18 protein-coding genes are annotated in these 15,224 nt (G+C 69.5%); 8 read left to right on the forward strand and 10 right to left on the reverse strand.

The genetic code is table 11. The annotated features are described in order from the left end of the window. Positions 1–130: 130 nt before the first annotated feature. The 3 genes from ABD648_RS10105 to ABD648_RS10115 all read left to right on the forward strand — a co-directional run bounded on the left by ABD648_RS10105 (position 131) and on the right by ABD648_RS10115 (position 3,092). Positions 131–1,237, forward strand: coding sequence for a heme/hemin ABC transporter substrate-binding protein (locus tag ABD648_RS10105; protein WP_282214826.1), 1,107 nt, complete (start codon positions 131–133; stop codon positions 1,235–1,237). 74 nt (positions 1,238–1,311) lie between these two features. Continuing rightward, on the forward strand, positions 1,312–2,322 hold the full coding sequence (locus ABD648_RS10110; protein WP_425561729.1) for a FecCD family ABC transporter permease: 1,011 nt from the start codon (positions 1,312–1,314) through the stop codon (positions 2,320–2,322). Continuing rightward, complete coding sequence (locus tag ABD648_RS10115) at positions 2,313–3,092, forward strand: heme ABC transporter ATP-binding protein (protein WP_344708972.1); 780 nt, start codon at positions 2,313–2,315, stop codon at positions 3,090–3,092. The genes ABD648_RS10110 and ABD648_RS10115 overlap by 10 nt, the downstream gene beginning before the upstream one ends. A gap of 90 nt (positions 3,093–3,182) precedes the next feature. On the opposite strand, the gene ABD648_RS10120 is transcribed toward ABD648_RS10115, so the two are convergent. Beyond that, complete coding sequence (locus ABD648_RS10120; protein WP_282214828.1) at positions 3,183–3,554, reverse strand: sterol carrier family protein; 372 nt, start codon at positions 3,552–3,554, stop codon at positions 3,183–3,185. A 69-nt stretch (positions 3,555–3,623) separates the two neighbouring features. On the opposite strand from ABD648_RS10120, the gene ABD648_RS10125 reads away from it, so the two are divergent. The 4 genes from ABD648_RS10125 (at position 3,624) to ABD648_RS10140 (ending at position 7,720) form a co-directional block, all read left to right on the forward strand. Next, complete coding sequence (locus ABD648_RS10125) at positions 3,624–4,304, forward strand: NUDIX hydrolase (RefSeq protein WP_282214829.1); 681 nt, start codon at positions 3,624–3,626, stop codon at positions 4,302–4,304. 169 nt (positions 4,305–4,473) lie between these two features. Beyond that, the gene (gene purD / locus ABD648_RS10130) at positions 4,474–5,751 is read left to right on the forward strand and encodes a phosphoribosylamine--glycine ligase (protein ID WP_282214830.1); all 1,278 of its coding nucleotides are present in this window, start codon (positions 4,474–4,476) and stop codon (positions 5,749–5,751) included. 149 nt (positions 5,752–5,900) lie between these two features. Continuing rightward, positions 5,901–6,374 (forward strand): winged helix-turn-helix transcriptional regulator, encoded by a 474-nt coding sequence (locus tag ABD648_RS10135; RefSeq protein ID WP_282214831.1) that lies wholly within the window; start codon positions 5,901–5,903, stop codon positions 6,372–6,374. Continuing rightward, positions 6,371–7,720, forward strand: coding sequence for an MFS transporter (locus tag ABD648_RS10140; RefSeq protein WP_425561704.1), 1,350 nt, complete (start codon positions 6,371–6,373; stop codon positions 7,718–7,720). Before ABD648_RS10135 ends, ABD648_RS10140 begins: the two co-directional genes overlap by 4 nt. A gap of 102 nt (positions 7,721–7,822) precedes the next feature. Here the strand turns inward: ABD648_RS10140 and ABD648_RS10145 are convergent, their stop codons facing one another. The 8 genes from ABD648_RS10145 to ABD648_RS10180 form a co-directional block, all read right to left on the reverse strand. After that, positions 7,823–8,551 carry an amino acid ABC transporter ATP-binding protein gene (locus ABD648_RS10145; RefSeq protein ID WP_282214832.1) on the reverse strand — a complete coding sequence of 243 codons (729 nt, stop codon included), beginning with the start codon at positions 8,549–8,551 and terminating at the stop codon, positions 7,823–7,825. Then, complete coding sequence (locus ABD648_RS10150; protein ID WP_282214833.1) at positions 8,548–10,017, reverse strand: amino acid ABC transporter substrate-binding protein/permease; 1,470 nt, start codon at positions 10,015–10,017, stop codon at positions 8,548–8,550. Before ABD648_RS10150 ends, ABD648_RS10145 begins: the two co-directional genes overlap by 4 nt. 70 nt (positions 10,018–10,087) lie before the next feature. Continuing rightward, positions 10,088–10,630 (reverse strand): GNAT family N-acetyltransferase, encoded by a 543-nt coding sequence (locus ABD648_RS10155; RefSeq protein ID WP_282214834.1) that lies wholly within the window; start codon positions 10,628–10,630, stop codon positions 10,088–10,090. A gap of 41 nt (positions 10,631–10,671) precedes the next feature. Next, on the reverse strand, positions 10,672–10,908 hold the full coding sequence (locus ABD648_RS10160; protein ID WP_282214835.1) for a DUF2442 domain-containing protein: 237 nt from the start codon (positions 10,906–10,908) through the stop codon (positions 10,672–10,674). Then, positions 10,892–11,125, reverse strand: coding sequence for a DUF4160 domain-containing protein (locus ABD648_RS10165; protein ID WP_282214836.1), 234 nt, complete (start codon positions 11,123–11,125; stop codon positions 10,892–10,894). Before ABD648_RS10165 ends, ABD648_RS10160 begins: the two co-directional genes overlap by 17 nt. 173 nt (positions 11,126–11,298) lie before the next feature. Beyond that, positions 11,299–12,849, reverse strand: coding sequence for a DHA2 family efflux MFS transporter permease subunit (locus ABD648_RS10170; protein ID WP_282214837.1), 1,551 nt, complete (start codon positions 12,847–12,849; stop codon positions 11,299–11,301). Further along, positions 12,846–13,469, reverse strand: a complete 624-nt coding sequence (locus tag ABD648_RS10175; RefSeq protein ID WP_282214838.1) for a PadR family transcriptional regulator — start codon at positions 13,467–13,469, stop codon at positions 12,846–12,848. The genes ABD648_RS10170 and ABD648_RS10175 overlap by 4 nt, the downstream gene beginning before the upstream one ends. A gap of 72 nt (positions 13,470–13,541) precedes the next feature. Next, positions 13,542–14,090 carry a GNAT family N-acetyltransferase gene (locus tag ABD648_RS10180; protein ID WP_282214839.1) on the reverse strand — a complete coding sequence of 183 codons (549 nt, stop codon included), beginning with the start codon at positions 14,088–14,090 and terminating at the stop codon, positions 13,542–13,544. Between the two features lie 58 nt (positions 14,091–14,148). Here ABD648_RS10180 and ABD648_RS10185 point away from each other — a divergent pair, with 58 nt between their 5' ends. Next, the gene (locus ABD648_RS10185) at positions 14,149–15,027 is read left to right on the forward strand and encodes a phosphoribosylaminoimidazolesuccinocarboxamide synthase (RefSeq protein WP_282214840.1); all 879 of its coding nucleotides are present in this window, start codon (positions 14,149–14,151) and stop codon (positions 15,025–15,027) included. Between the two features lie 9 nt (positions 15,028–15,036). Here ABD648_RS10185 and ABD648_RS10190 read toward each other — a convergent pair whose 3' ends face one another. Next, positions 15,037–15,156, reverse strand: coding sequence for a type II toxin-antitoxin system VapC family toxin (locus tag ABD648_RS10190; protein WP_282214841.1), 120 nt, complete (start codon positions 15,154–15,156; stop codon positions 15,037–15,039). Positions 15,157–15,224: the final 68 nt, after the last annotated feature.

Here is a 15,224-nt window from a genome sequence, read left to right on the forward strand (position 1 = left end):
CGCGCGCCGGCGGTGCCGCAATGCAGTCGGGCGAAGGGATGAGGTTTGGTTAGGCTCAGCTAAGAAGCCGATGGTCCCGAGCGTAGGGGGAGCCCACGGAGCGCGTCAAGTTTTAGGATAGCCTTGCCTAATGCGTCGCGCCTTCGCCCTCCTCCTCGCCGCTGCACTCGCCGTCGGCCTCACCGCGTGCGCCGAGCCGGGTGCGACCGCGGCAGCCCCATCCGAGGCGACGGACTCCTGCCCGTCGGCATCCGCTCCGCTCTCGTCCCTTGCACTGGTCGACGACGTGCGCGCGGTCACGGGCGGGTCGACCGCCTGCCTGTCGAGCCGGGCGATCGAGGCCGTCGACGACGACACCGCGCCGGAACTGCCGGTGACCGTGACCGACAGCGAAGGTCGTGAGGTCGAGATCACCGACGTCGATCGCATCCTCCCGATCGACATCTCGGGCACGATCGCCGCCACGGTGTTCGCCCTCGGCCTCGGCGACCAGGTCGTCGGCCGCGACTCGTCGACCGGCTTCGCCGGCACGGAAGACCTTCCCGTGGTGACCAAGACCGGCCACACCCTCAACGCCGAGGCGATCCTCGAGCTCGCCCCGACCGTCATCCTGACCGACACCTCGATCGGTCCGAAGGAGATCCGCCAGCAGCTGCGCGACGCCGGCATCACCGTCGTCGTCATCTCCAGCGACCGCCGCATTGACACGACCGACGAGCTGGTCGCCGAGATCGCCGCAGCCCTCGGTGTGCCGAGCCGCGGCGAAGCGCTCATCGAGCGGCTCGCTCTCGCGCTCGACGCCTCCCTCGCCGAGATCGCCGACGTGGTCCCCGCCGCGGAGGAAGATCGCGCTCGGATGCTGTTCCTCTACGTGCGCGGCAGCGCGAACGTCTACTACATCTTCGGAGAGGACTCCGGTGCCGATTCGCTGATCGAGGCGGTCGGCGGTGTCGACGTCGCCGGCGAGATCGGCTGGGAGGGCATGAAGCCGATGAGCGCAGAAGCGCTCGTCGCCGCGCGCCCCGACGTGCTCGTCATGATGACCGACGGCCTGGAGTCCGTCGGCGGCATCGACGGACTCATCGAACGGATCCCCGCGGTCGCCGAGACGCCCGCCGGCGCCAACCGTCGCGTGATCGACATGGCCGACAGCGAGATCCTCAGCTTCGGCCCGCGCTCGGCCGACGTCATCAGCGCACTCGCTCGCGCCCTGTACGCGCCCGAGCCGCAGAAGTGACCTCGGCGGGAGCGACCTCGGAGGTCGTCACCTCGACGCCGGGCACACATCGGGGACTGCGCTTCGTCCTGGTCATGGTCGGCCTGGTCGTCGCGCTCGTGGTCACCTGCATCGCATCGATCACCAGCGGACAGTACGACCTCTCCCCCGCCGACCTCATCGGCGTGCTCCTGCACGGCATCGGCATCGACACCGCCTGGGCTCCGTCCGCCTCGACGGACTACGGCGTGATCAACAGCATCCGGATGCCGCGGCTCGTGCTCGGACTCCTCGTCGGCGCCGCCCTGGCCGTCTCGGGTGTGCTCATGCAGGCGATCTTCGGAAACCCGCTGGCGGATGCCGGCGTCGTCGGCGTCTCGTCGGGTGCCGCACTGGGTGCCGCGGGCAGCATCACCTTGGGCCTTGCCACGTTCGGGATGTGGACCACGCCGGCCTTCGCCTTCCTCGGCGGCCTCGCGGCGGTGCTCGCGGTGTACCTCCTCAGCCGCTCCGGCGGGCGCACCGAGGTCGTGACGCTGCTGCTCACCGGTATCGCGATCAACGCGATCGCGGGTGCGGGCATGGCGTTCTTCACGTTCCTCGGCACCACCTCGACCCGCGAGCAGATCGTGTTCTGGCAGCTCGGCTCGCTCAACGGCGCCCTGTGGTCGAACATCCAGCTGATCGCCCCGCTCGTGGGGATCGGCGTCGTCGTCGCCCTCATCGTCGCGCCGAGCCTCGACCTCTTCGCACTCGGCGAGCGCACCGCCCGGCACCTCGGGCTGAACGTCGAGCTGCTGCGGATGGTCGTGATCGTCACGGTCGCGATCCTGGTGTGCGCGGCCGTCGCCTTCGCCGGCATCATCGGCTTCGCGGGTCTCGTCGTGCCGCACCTGATGCGCATGATGATCGGCCCCGCGCACCTGCCGCTCGTCATCGCGTCGGCGGTCGGAGGCGCGCTGCTCATCGCCGTCGCCGACCTCGTCGCGCGGACCGCCGTGCCGTTGGCCGACCTGCCGATCGGCATGATCACCTCGCTCGTGGGCGGGCCCTTCTTCCTCTGGCTGCTCGTGCGCACGCGTCGACGCTCGGGGGGATGGGCGTGACCGTGCGGCTGCGCGGCACCGGGCTCACGGTGCGGGTCGGCGAGGGCCGCGCGATCCTCGAGGATGCCGCGATCGAGATCCGCGCCGGCGAGATCCACGCGCTCGTCGGACCGAACGGCGCCGGCAAGACCACGCTCTTCGGTGTGCTCGCCGGCGATGTCCCCGCGGCGGCCGGCGAGGTCGCCCTCGACGATCAGCCGATCGGCGGCGTGCGCGCACGGATCCTGGCTCAGCAGCGCGCCGTGCTCCTGCAGGAGAACGCCGTGACATTCCCGTTCAGCGCCGAACAGGTCGTGCGGATGGGGCGGACGCCCTGGGCTCGCACCCCCGCCGCGGACGACGACGATCTCGCGGTGACCTCGGCGATGGACCTGACCGAGGTGACGGCGATGCGCGCCCGGGCGGTGACCTCGCTCTCCGGCGGCGAGCGCGCTCGCGTCGCTCTCGCCCGCGTGATCGCCCAGAGCACCGGCATCCTGCTGCTCGACGAGCCCACGGCCGCGCTCGATCTCAAGCACCACGAAGACGTGATGCGCCTGATCAGAGCACGAGCCGACGCCGGGGTCGCCGTGGCGATCGTGCTGCACGACCTGAACGCCGCCCTCGCGCACGCCGATCGCGTGACGCTGCTGTCGGAGGGCCGCGTGGTGGCGTCCGGATCGCCCGCCGAGGTCCTCACGGCCGCGCGCATCGAGGAGGTCTACGGCCAGCCGGTCGATGTCTTCCCGCACCCCGTCACCGGCGTGCCCCTGGTCGTCGCGCGGCGCTGAGGCACGTGACCGTCCCACCCGACGATGCTTCGACAGGCTCAGCAACCCAGTCCTGGATCCCTGAGCTTGTCGAAGGGGTCACGTCGCAGGCTAGGGCCTCAGGGGCAGCACGTCGACGAGGCTGGCGCGGGTGCCCGAGGCCGCGATGCGGCCGGCCGTCTCGGCATCCGTCCAGGCCTCGGCGCCGGTCGCGAGAGCGATCCAGGTCGCGGCATCCATCTCGACGACGTTCGGCGGCGTCCCGCGGGTGTGCCGCGGCCCCTGGATGACCTGCACGGCGCCGAACGGCGGCACACGCACCTCGACGCTGTTGCCCGGGGCCTTCTCGTCGAGCAGCTGCAGCAGGTAGCGGACGGCGGTGGCGAGATCGGTGCGCTGGGGCGTCGAGCCGGCGGCGTCCGCGGCGCGCACGGCGTCGAGGGCCGTGCGTCCGTCGATGATGTCGATCCTGCGGGAAGGCATGAGAACGAGGGTACGCCTCCGCTCGAGCGCTCGCCCCGACGCCCACCGGACAGGAATAGGCTCGAGTCGATGAGCCCCGACCCCGACACCATGCACGGCGCCCGCGCCGAGCTGCTCGCGACCGCGCAGCGCAGCGACGGGTGGACGAAGGGCTTCCCCGCAGTCCCCATGGGCGCCCATCCGGCATCCGTGCTGGTGCTCTTCGGCCGGCTCGACAGCATCCCGGCACGGACCGACGAGCGGACCGTCGCCGCCGATCTCGACGTGCTGCTGCAGCGCCGGGCCGCCACCCTGTCGTCGCACCCCGGTCAGGTCTCGTTCCCGGGCGGGCGACGCGAGGAGCAGGATGCCGATGCCATCGCCACCGCGCTCCGCGAAGCGCAGGAGGAGACCGGCCTCGACCCTGCCGGCGTCGAGGTGCTGGCGACGCTGCCGGAGATCCCCCTCGCTGCCAGCAACCACCTGGTCACCCCTGTCCTCGGCTGGTGGCGGTCCCCCTCCCGTGTCGTCGCGGTCGATCACGCCGAGACCGTGGACGTGTTCCGCGTCCCCGTCGCACAGCTTCTCGACCCTGAGACCCGCTTCACCTCGGCGCTGCACCGGATGGGGCAGACGTTCTCGGGTCCCGCGTTCGACGTCGACGGCACGATCGTGTGGGGCTTCACGGCCATGGTGCTCGACGCCCTCTTCGACGCCGCCGGTTGGACTCAGCCCTGGGACCGCACGGTCGAGCGGCCGATCGAGCTCTGACCCGCGCAGCGGGGCGAGAGAGCGTCCATCGGTGTTCACAATTCAGCAAGAACTCGTCCGGAACGCACCGGAACTCCCCCGGCACGCACCTTCCATCCCGATTCGACTGAATTGTGAACGCCGCACGCGCACACCGAAACGCGGCGGCCACGCTCGGTAGGCTGGACCGGTGAAGATTCTCGTCCTCGGTTCCGGTGCTCGTGAGCACGCGATCATCCTCGCTCTGCGAGCCGAGCAGGCGGAGCACGAGATCTTCGTCTCCCCCGGAAACGCCGGCATCGCGCAGGACGCCACCCCCGTCACGGTCGATCCGCTCGACGGCGCGGCGGTGACCGCGTTCGCGAACGAGCACGCGATCAACCTCGTCGTGGTCGGACCCGAAGCCCCCTTGGTCGCTGGTGTCGCGGATGCCCTGCGCGCACACGGCGTGCCGGTGTTCGGACCGGGCAAGGCCGCGGCGCAGCTCGAGGGCTCGAAGTCGTTCGCGAAGCGGGTGATGGATACCGCGGGCGTGCCGACCGGGCGCGCCGTGCGCGCCTCCACCATCGCCGACGTCGAGGCCGCGTTCGACGAACTCGGCGCTCCGTACGTGGTCAAGGCCGACGGCCTGGCCGCGGGCAAGGGCGTCATCGTCACCTCCGACCGCGCGGAAGCCCTCGCCCACGCCGAGCACTATCTCCCCTCGGGTCCCGTGCTGGTCGAGGAGTTCCTGTCCGGTCCCGAGGTCTCGCTGTTCTTCCTGAGCGACGGCGACACGGTCCGCGCGCTCAGCCCCGCGCAGGACTTCAAGCGCGCGCTCGACGGCGACGCCGGCCCCAACACGGGCGGTATGGGCGCCTACTCGCCGCTGCCGTGGCTCGCCGAGCAGTTCGGCAGCGAGCAGGCCTTCGTCGACGAGGTCACCCGCGACGTCGCGCTCCCTGTCATCCGTCAGCTCGACGCCGAAGGCACCCCGTTCATCGGCCTGCTCTACGCGGGCCTCATCCTCACTCCCGCCGGTGTCCGCGTGATCGAGTTCAACGCGCGCTTCGGCGACCCCGAGACGCAGATCGTGCTGCCCCGCCTCGTGACCCCGCTGTCCGAGCTGCTGTTCGCCGCGGCATCCGGCACCCTCGAGGACCAGCCGCAGCCGGTCTTCAGCGACGACGTCGCGATCACGGTCGTGCTCGCGAGCGAGGGCTACCCCGAAGCTCCGCAGACCGGGCGCCCGATCGAAGGACTCGAGGATGCCGCTGCGGTCGAGGGTGTGCGCCTCGTGCATGCCGCGACGGCGAGCCCGGACGCGCCGGGCGGATCGCTGGTCGCGACCGGCGGCCGGGTGCTGAACGTCGTGGCTGTGGCATCCGACTTCCGCACCGCGCGCGACCGCGCCTACGAGGCGATCGGGCGCATCCGCCTCGACGGCTCGCATTACCGCACCGACATCGCCGCCCGCGTCGCGGAGTAGTCTCCCGACCCGGCTCCTCCTCCGCCGGAATTCGGGCGATCGCACGTTTCTCGGAGGATTCCTGCCGAATCATCCGAGATTCCTGCCATCCTCCGATTTCCGGAGGTCACGCTGTTGACTTCGCTCGCTTTCTTCAAGAAAGTAGGCGGATGCCGCTCCGCTCCGACTGGTCCTCCACGACCTGCCCGATCGCCCGCTCCGCCGATGTGCTGGCCGACCCGTGGGTGCTCCTGATCCTGCGCGAGCTGTTCTCGGGCCGGAGCCGCTTCGATCAGCTGCGCGACGCCACCGGAGCCGCCGACTCGGTGCTCGCCCGACGCCTGACCTCGATGGTCGAAGCGGGTCTACTCCTCCGCGACGACGACCCGCGATCCGGCTACCGGATGACGGATGCCGGTCGCGAGACTCTTCCGATCCTGCACGCCTACGCGCGCTTCACCCGCGCCACCGATCCCGAGGGCGAGTGGGGGCTGACGGTGACCTGCGGACGGTGCGGCGCGGTCGCGGCATCCGCCGACTGGTGCGCCTCGTGCGCGGCGCCGCTCGACGCCGACAGCACGCGCTGGGCACGCCGCAGCATGGGCGATGCCCCGTTCGCGCTGCTCGCGGGAGATGCGGCGTGACCGCCGAGTCGGTGGGGGAGCCCACCGGCACCCCGCCCACCGAGGGTCCCGTCGCCAGGCCGCGACGCTTCCACCCCGCGTGGACGGTCGCGCTCGTCGCCCTCATCGCCCTCATCGGCGCCGCCGGGTTCCGCGCGGCCCCGGGTGTGCTGATGGTTCCGCTCGAGGAGGAGTTCGGGTGGACGACCGCGGAGCTGTCGCTCGCCGTCTCGATCAACCTCCTGCTCTACGGGCTCATCGCCCCGTTCGCGGCTGCGCTGATGCAGCGCTTCGGCATCCGCGCGGTCACCGTCGTCGCGCTGTTCGTGATCGGTGCCGGGGCGGCGCTCAGCGTCTTCGTCGCGACGCCCGGACAGCTGATCCTCACCTGGGGCGTGCTGATCGGGCTCGGCACCGGATCGATGGCCCTCGTGTTCGCCGCCACCATCACCGACACCTGGTTCGCGACGCGGCGAGGGCTCGTCTCCGGGGTTCTCACGGCGGGCAGCGCCACCGGACAGCTGATCTTCCTGCCGGTGATCGCCGCGGCCGCCGAGGACGTCGGCTGGCGGGGAGCATCCCTGATCATCGCGGGAGGAGCACTCGCGGTCGCACCCCTGGTCTGGATCTTCCTGCGCAACCGACCGAGTGACCTGGGCGTCACGCGCTACGGCGAGACCGAGCCGTACTCAGCGCCGGCGCCGACTCCGCGCGGCTCGGCCTGGGGCGCGGCACGACTCGCGCTCACCACGCTGCGGGATGCCGCGCGCACCAAGACCTTCTGGGCCCTCGCGATCGGTTTCGCGATCTGCGGTGCGACCACCAACGGCCTGATCGGCACGCACTTCATCCCGAGCGCGCACGACCACGGGATGGCGACGACGACAGCCGCGGGCCTGCTCGCAGTCGTCGGCGTCTTCGACATCGTCGGGACCGTGTTCTCGGGCTGGCTGACCGACCGCGTCAACCCCCGCATCCTCCTCGCCGCGTACTACGCCCTGCGCGGCGTGAGCCTGCTGTTCCTGCCGAGCCTGCTCTCGGCCGAGGTGCAGCCGAGCATCATCGTCTTCATCGTGATCTACGGGCTCGACTGGGTCGCCACGGTCCCGCCGACCATCGCCCTCTGCCGCGAGGTGTTCGGCACCAAGGGCCCGCTGGTCTTCGGCTGGGTGTTCGCGGCGCACCAGATCGGCGCCGGCATCGCATCGATCCTCGCCGGGATCGTGCGCGACCAGACCGGCCAGTACACGTTCGCGTGGTTCGCCGCCGCCGGGCTGTGCGCGGTGGCGGCCCTGGTCAGTGCGACGATTCGCCGACACAGGCCTCGAGCGACAGCATCCGAACCCGCCGTCGCTCCCCGCCGATAGCCCGCCGACCCGGCCCTTTCTGCGCGAACCGGCCCCTTGAGCGCGTCCTCAAAGGGGCGGCTCGCACGCAAAGGGGCGGCTCGGCAAAAAAGAGACCGTGCCTCAGAGCACCTTCGAGAGGAAGTCCTTCAGGCGCTCGTTCTTCGGGGCGCCGAACAGCTCGGCGGGCGGGGCCTCCTCGACGACGACGCCGCCGTCCATGAAGACCGTGCGACCAGAGACCTCGCGGGCGAAGCCCATCTCGTGCGTGACCAGCACCATGGTCATGCCGCCCGACGCGAGGTCGCGGATCACCTGCAGCACCTCACCCACCATCTCGGGGTCGAGCGCACTCGTCGCCTCGTCGAACAGCATGATCTCGGGGTCCATCGCGAGCGCACGGGCGATCGCCACGCGCTGCTTCTGACCGCCGGAGAGGGATGCCGGCTTCGCATCCGCCTTCTCCGCCAGGCCCACGCGGTCGAGCAGCGACAGCGCACGCTCGCGGGCCTGCGCCTTCGACAGCCTGCCGAGCTCGATCGGCGCGAGGGTGATGTTCTCGAGCACGGTCATGTGCGGGAACAGGTTGAAGTGCTGGAAGACCATGCCGATGCGCTGACGCACCTCGTCGAGCTTCACGCTCTTGTCGGTCAGGTCCACCCCGTCGATGACGATGTGGCCCGACGTGGGCTCTTCGAGCTTGTTCAGGCAGCGCAGCAGCGTCGACTTGCCGGAACCCGACGGGCCGATGACCGCGATGACCTCTCCGTCCTCGACGGCGAGATCGATGCCCTTGAGCACCTGGTTGTCCCCGAACGACTTGTGCAGACCCCGGACCTCGATCTTGCTCATGCGTTGAACTTCCTCTCCAGGCGGTTCGCGAGCAGCGTCAGCAGCGTGATCACGACGAAGTAGATGATGGCGACGATGGTCAGCACCTGTGCCGACAGATAGGTGGAGGCGATGATCTGGCGCGAGACGAACGTGAGCTCGGCCAGGCCGATCACGCTGATCAGCGACGTGTCCTTGAGGGTGATGATGCCCTGGTTCACGAACGACGGGATCATGATGCGGAAGGCCTGCGGAAGGACGACCTTCTGCATCGTCTTCCAGTGCCCGAGGCCGAGCGAGCGCGAGGCCTCGGTCTGCCCGGGATCGACGGCCTGGATGCCGCCGCGGATGATCTCGGTCATGTAGGCACCCGTGTTGAGCGAGAGCGTGATCGCACCGGCGACGAACGGGTTGAAGGTCAGACCGGGGAACAGCTGCGGGATGGCGAAGAAGACGAAGAACGCCTGGACGAGGATCGGCGTGCCGCGGAAGACGAAGACGTAGGCGGTCGCGAGCCAGCGGAAGGGGGCGAACTTCGAGATGCGGCCGAACCCGAACACCAGTCCGAGGATGAAGGCGGCGACGAGGGCGACGAGGGTCGCGAGGATCGTCAGCCAGAGGCCCTGCATGAGAGCGGGCCAGTACTGCACCGCGACCGAGATGATGTCGGTCGCCTGCGTCGACGTCTCGCCGCCAGCGAGATACGTGTCGACGATCTCGTCGTACTCGCCGGACTCCTGCAGGTTCGCGAGGCCCGCGTTGAACATCTCGATGAGCTCGGGGTTCATCCCCTTGTTGACCGCGAAGCCGTACTCGCCGCCGAGCTCGGGTTCGCCGACCAGGCGGAACCCGGAGCCCTGCTGGATGCCGTAGGCCAGCACCGGGAAGTCCTCGAAGTAGCCGACCGCCTGGCCGGCCTTCACGGCATCGACCATGTCGGTCGTGTCGGAGTAGGGGGTGACCTTGAAGCCGTACTCGTCCTGGTTCTCCTCGGCGAAGGTCTGTCCCTGGGTACCGGTCTTGACCGCCACGGCCTCGCCGTCGAGGTCGTCGAGGGACTGGATGTCGCTGGACTCGAGCACCCCGAGCTGGATGCCGCTGGTGAAGTACGGGTCACTGAAGTCGAAGGTCTGCTTGCGCTCGTCGGTGATCGACATGCCGGCCATGACGGCATCCACCTGGTTCGCCTGCAGCGCCTGCACGGCCGCGTCGAATCCGAGCTGACGGATCTCGACCTCGAAGCCCTGATCCTTCGCGATCGCGCGGAGCAGATCCATGTCGATGCCGACGAGGTCGCCGCTCGCGTCGGTGAACTCGAACGGCGCGAACGTGGTGTCGGTGCCGATGACGTAGGTCTCGCCGTCTTCGGCGGCGACGGCGCTCGACGCCCCGCCGAGAAGTGCGCCGACGGCGACGAACGCGGTGAGCGCGGCGGCGACGGCGGTGCGGCCGAGACCTCGCATGCGCGCGGAGGGTGTGCGGATCACGACGGATGCTCCTCGGGATCGGATGATGCGACCGGACAGCCGCCGATCATCCACCCTAACGGGCAGCCGTTCACACGCCGGGCCGCAGGGCGATCCAGTATCGCCGCAGCATCCCCTGCCCGCGCTCGGACTGGTCGCTCACGTCCTGCAGCACGCCGCCCGCCTTCTCGATCGTGCGCGCGGATGCGATGTTGTCGACGTCGCACGTGATGAGCACCCTGTCGAGGCCCATCGCACGGGCACGGTCGAGCCCGAGGGCGAGGGCAGCCGACGCGTGACCCTGACGTCGTCGCGATGCGCGGACCGAGTAGCCGATGTGGCCGCCCGCCTCACGGAGCCAAGCATTGAGCTCGTGCCGGAACGAGAGAAAGCCGATGACCTCTCCCTCGTCGACGATCCAGAGGAGGTCCTCGTGCACGAGACCCTCCGGGAGCTCTGCCGAGGTGTCGGCGTGCAGCAGCGCCTTCTCGATGAGAGCGTCGAGAGTCTCACGGTCGGGGCTGACCGGCGACCGCAATCCGGAACCGTCGACGTGCACATCACCGAACTCGGCGACCGCGGCGGCCCAGCTGTCGAAGAGGTCGGTGGTCGGTCGGATGAGGTCGATCGTCATCCGCCGATGACATCACGATCGTCGGCAGAGACGCAAAACGATCATCGCCCCCGGAGCAGAGCGGAGATCGCGATGTCCTCATCCAGCCCACGCCAGTGGATGCCTTCCCCTGCGCCGATCAGACGCCAATCGAGGCGCTCTGCGGGGGTCGCGCTCGCGAGCCGGGGGAACCACTCGAGGGGCGCACTGATCGTGCGTCCGTCCTTGATGCGAACGTGCAATTCCTGATCGTCGATCACGACGCCGATGGCCACGGCGTCATCAACCGAAGTACTCATCCCACGCCTCCTCGATCAGGTCGCGCCGTAGCTCGACGATGCGATGCAGCAAACGGAGCTCCCGACCGCTGAACCTTGTTCTCGCCGCCGATTCTACGGGCCTCAACCAGAACTTGGCAGTGAATTCTGCCCGTTCGACGTACACATGCGGCGGCTCCGATCCCTCATTGCTGTAGAAGAAGAATCGGTACCCGCGCACGCGCATGACCGTCGGCATCGGTCGAGGCCAGCGTCGCTGCATCGCCTGCTCTGCGGTCCCTCACGTCGACATCCCACGACCGGTAGAAAAGCTCCTCGGAGCGCCGCGTGTGCGGGAGTGGTGCCGGATTCTGGCCGACCGCGAGAACGCACCCGCCCGCAGGAGGGACGGGTGCGTTCTCGAGGCGCGAACTACTCGATCGGTGCGGATGCCGTGACGTCGGGCTGTGCGGCGGGCGCGCCCTTCGGAGCTCCGCGCAGGAACAGCGAGGCGACGAGCGCCACCAGGATCACGACGGCCGGGAGCAGGATCGCCTGCGACATGCCGGCCGCGAAGCCTTCGGCGACCGCCGCGGGCAGATCGCCGCCCGAGCCGATCGAACCCGCGGCATCCCCCATGCCCGGCAGGTTCGCCTCGAGCCGCGCCTGCATGAAGGTCGCGATGGCGGCGGAGCCCACGACCGAGCCGATCGTGCGCGTGGTGTTGTAGATGCCGGCGCCGGCTCCGGCCTGGCGCATCGGCAGCATCCGCGTGGCCGTCGTCGCGAGCGGTCCCCACATGCCCGCGCTGCCGATCCCGAGGAGGGCCGACGGGAACAGGAACATCCAGATCGGGGTGTCCATGTTCACCAGCGACGAGTACCAGAACAGCGCCGCCGCGAAGGCGATGAGGCCGGGGATCAGGATGAACCGCGGGTCGGTGCGGTCGAGGATCCGCCCGGCGAGCGGGGCGAGCACACCGGACAGCACGGCCATCGGGATCATCAGCAGGGCGGCCTGGGTCGGGGCGAGCCCCCGGGCGATCTGCAGGAAGAACATCAGCGGCAGCGACATGCTCGTCACGGCGAAGCCGACCGCGGCGATCGCGACGTTGGCGCCGGAGAAGTTGCGGTCACGGAACAGGTCGAGCGGCACGAGCGCCTCGCTCTTGGTCTTCCACTGCTGCAGGATGAACAGCGCGAGCACGACGATGCCGGCGATGATCAGGCCCCACACCGAGATCGGGCCCCAGATGACGCCCCAGTCGTACTTCTCGCCCTCCTGCAGACCGAAGACCACGAGGAAGATCGCGGCCGCGCTGAGCACGACGCCGAGGATGTCGAAGCGGTGCGGGTGCGTCTTCAGGCGCGGCACGAGGATCCATGCGGCGACGAAGGCGATGACGCCGACGGGCAGGTTGACGAAGAAGATCCATTCCCAACCGAGGCTGTCGACGAGCACGCCGCCGAGCAGCGGGCCGACGAGCGTCGCGACACCCGCGGTCGCGCCCCACAGCCCCATCGCGGCGCCGCGGCGATTCGGCGGGAAGGTGCGGGTGATCACCGCCATGGTCTGCGGGGTCATGAATGCGGCACCGAGTCCCTGTGCCGCGCGGGCGACGATCAGCCCTTCCAGCGAGGTCGACAGACCGCACCAGAGCGAGGCGAGCGTGAAGACGGCGAGACCGATGAGGTAGATGTTCTTCGGGCCGAAGCGATCGCCGAGGCGTCCGGTGATGAGAAGAGGGACGGCGTAGGTCAGCAGATATGCGCTCGTGACCCACACCACGTTGTCGAGGTTGTTCGTGTTCGGATCGAGCGCCGCTTTGATGGCCGGGTTCGCCACCGAGACGATCGTCGTGTCGACGAGGATCATGAAGAAGCCGATGACGAGCGCCCAGAGGGCGGGCCACGGGCTCTTCGGCGCGTTCCCCGTGGCGAACGGCCCGGTCTCGGGGCCGGCGGCCTGTCGTGATTCGGTCATTGCTGTGCAGCCTTTCGCTGAGCGAGGTAGCGGTCTGAAGGGGAGAAAGCCGACGGACCCCAGGGGATGCTGTCGGCGTCGAGGCGGGCGAGCAGGGAGTCGAGCCAGCGCAGTTCGGCCTCGAGGAGGGCCTCCTGGCGCTCGATCTCGACCATGACCTGTTCGGGGACGCCCTTGGCCCTGGATGAATGGAGTCCGTCGTAATGCGTCCGGTGGTCGGCGAACAGCGCGGCCCGACGCTCGTGCAGCAGCTCCCGGAGATCGTCCCGCTCGAGGTTGTGCGCTTCGGCGAGCGCGACGCGGAATTCGGCAGGGCGATCCACTCGCGGGAGCTCACGGCGCACCCACGCGATGACGGCGTCTCGTCCGGCATCCATGAGGGTGTAGGTCGTGCGCTCCGGACGATTGCCGTCGCGATCGGTGCCGAGTTCGTCGATGAGTCCGGCCTTCTGGAGGCGAGCCACCGTGTGGTAAAGCGTGCCGTTCGTGATGGTGATCAGCCGGTCGTCGTGGCGCGCGCGCATGAGCCGCACCATCTCATAGGGGTGCATGTCGGCCTCGCGCAGCAGCGCGAGCACCATCACTCCCATGGGAGTGAGCCGATCCACGGTATCCTTCATGTTCCACCTCGATTAGTCCACATGGACTATACGCCCAGCGACGCGCGGGGACAAGCCGCGGCCGCGTCGCGCTCACCGCAGCGCGGCGTCGAGCTGTGCCAGGGTCAGCGGCCGGTCTGCGTAGACGAGGCGAACGACCGATGGATCGGGGTTGCCCGCGTCGGGTCCGCGGTGCACGAGAGCGAGGCCGAGCTTCTCGGCGACGTGCGCCGACGCCGTGTTGTGCTCGACCAGGTACGCGATCATCGGACGATCGGGATCGATCGCGCGCGCACGCTCGATCCCGGCGCGCGCCAGCTCGGTCGCGAGTCCGCGACCGTGGTGGTCGGCCGAGATCCGGTAGCCGACGTTCCACACCCGACCGCCCAACAGCGTGCATCCGCCGTTCCCGACGACCTCGTCCGTGTCGCGCAGACGAGCGACCCACGAGCCGAGACCGGCTTCGGCCCAGCTGCGCCTCCACCTCTCGATCATCTCGAGGGTCTGCGCCGGGTCAGTGTGCCGGAGGCTCGGATAATGCGTCCACACCCGAGGATCGGTCTGGATCGGGAACAGGGCGTCGAGGTCGCCCGAGACGGGACGCGCCAGTCGAAGGCGCTCGGTGAAGGTGTCGTCACTCACGCATCCAGGCTAGGCACCCGCGCCGACATGAGCCGCGACGAACCGGGATAATGGGCGGGTGAGCACCTCATCAGAAGGCACGGCACGGACCATTCCCGGCTGGCGGCACATCTACTCGGGCAAGGTCCGCGACCTGCATGCCTCCGAGGATCCGGCGGACACGCGCATCCTCGTGGTCGCCTCCGACCGCGTGAGCGCCTTCGACTTCGTGCTCTCCCCCGGCATCCCCGAGAAGGGCGCCCTGCTCACCCGGCTCAGCCGCTGGTGGTTCGCGCAGCTCTCCGACGTGCCCAACCATCTCGCCGACGGCGCGATCCCGGAATCCGTCGCCGACCGCGCCATGCTGGCGCAGTCGCTCGAGATGCTGCCGATCGAATGCGTCGTGCGCGGCTACATCACCGGTTCCGGATGGGCGGAGTACCAGGAGAGCGGCACCGTCTGCGGCATCCCGCTGCCCGCCGGCCTGCAGAACGGCGACCGCCTGCCGGAACCGCTGTTCACCCCCGCCTACAAGGCGCCGATGGGTGAGCACGACGAGAACATCACCTTCGAGAAGGTGGTCGAGCTCGTCGGCCCCGAGCGCGCCGCCGAACTGCGCGACGCCTCACTCGCGATCTACACCCGTGCCGCCGCGATCGCCGAGGACAAGGGCCTGATCCTCGCCGACACCAAGTTCGAGTTCGGGACGGACGGCGACGGGGTGCTGCGCCTGGCCGACGAGGTGCTCACGAGCGACTCGTCCCGCTACTGGGATGCCGAGGCCTGGAAGACGGGCACCACCCCGAGCGAGCGGATGGCCAGCTTCGACAAGCAGATCGTGCGCGACTGGCTGGCCGCGAACTGGGACAAGCAGGGCGAGCCGCCACTGCTTCCCGAAGACATCGTCGAGCGCACGGCCGACCGCTACCGCGAGCTGATCGAGCGCCTCGGGGCGTGAGTCCGCGGGCTACTCGACGCGCCGCACATCGGTGTGGATGAAGCCGTCGCCCGTGAACAGCAGCGGTTCGTCACGGGTGATGGCGAGCGCATACGAGAAGCAGTCGCCGTAGAAGCACCCAGCGAACACTCAGGAATCGGTAGTGTGGCTCCAGCCCGGTCGCGACCCCCGAGCGACCATCCCCCGAACCTGAGGAG

It is taken from the genome of Microbacterium luteolum (assembly GCF_039533965.1).
Classification (GTDB): domain Bacteria; phylum Actinomycetota; class Actinomycetes; order Actinomycetales; family Microbacteriaceae; genus Microbacterium; species Microbacterium luteolum.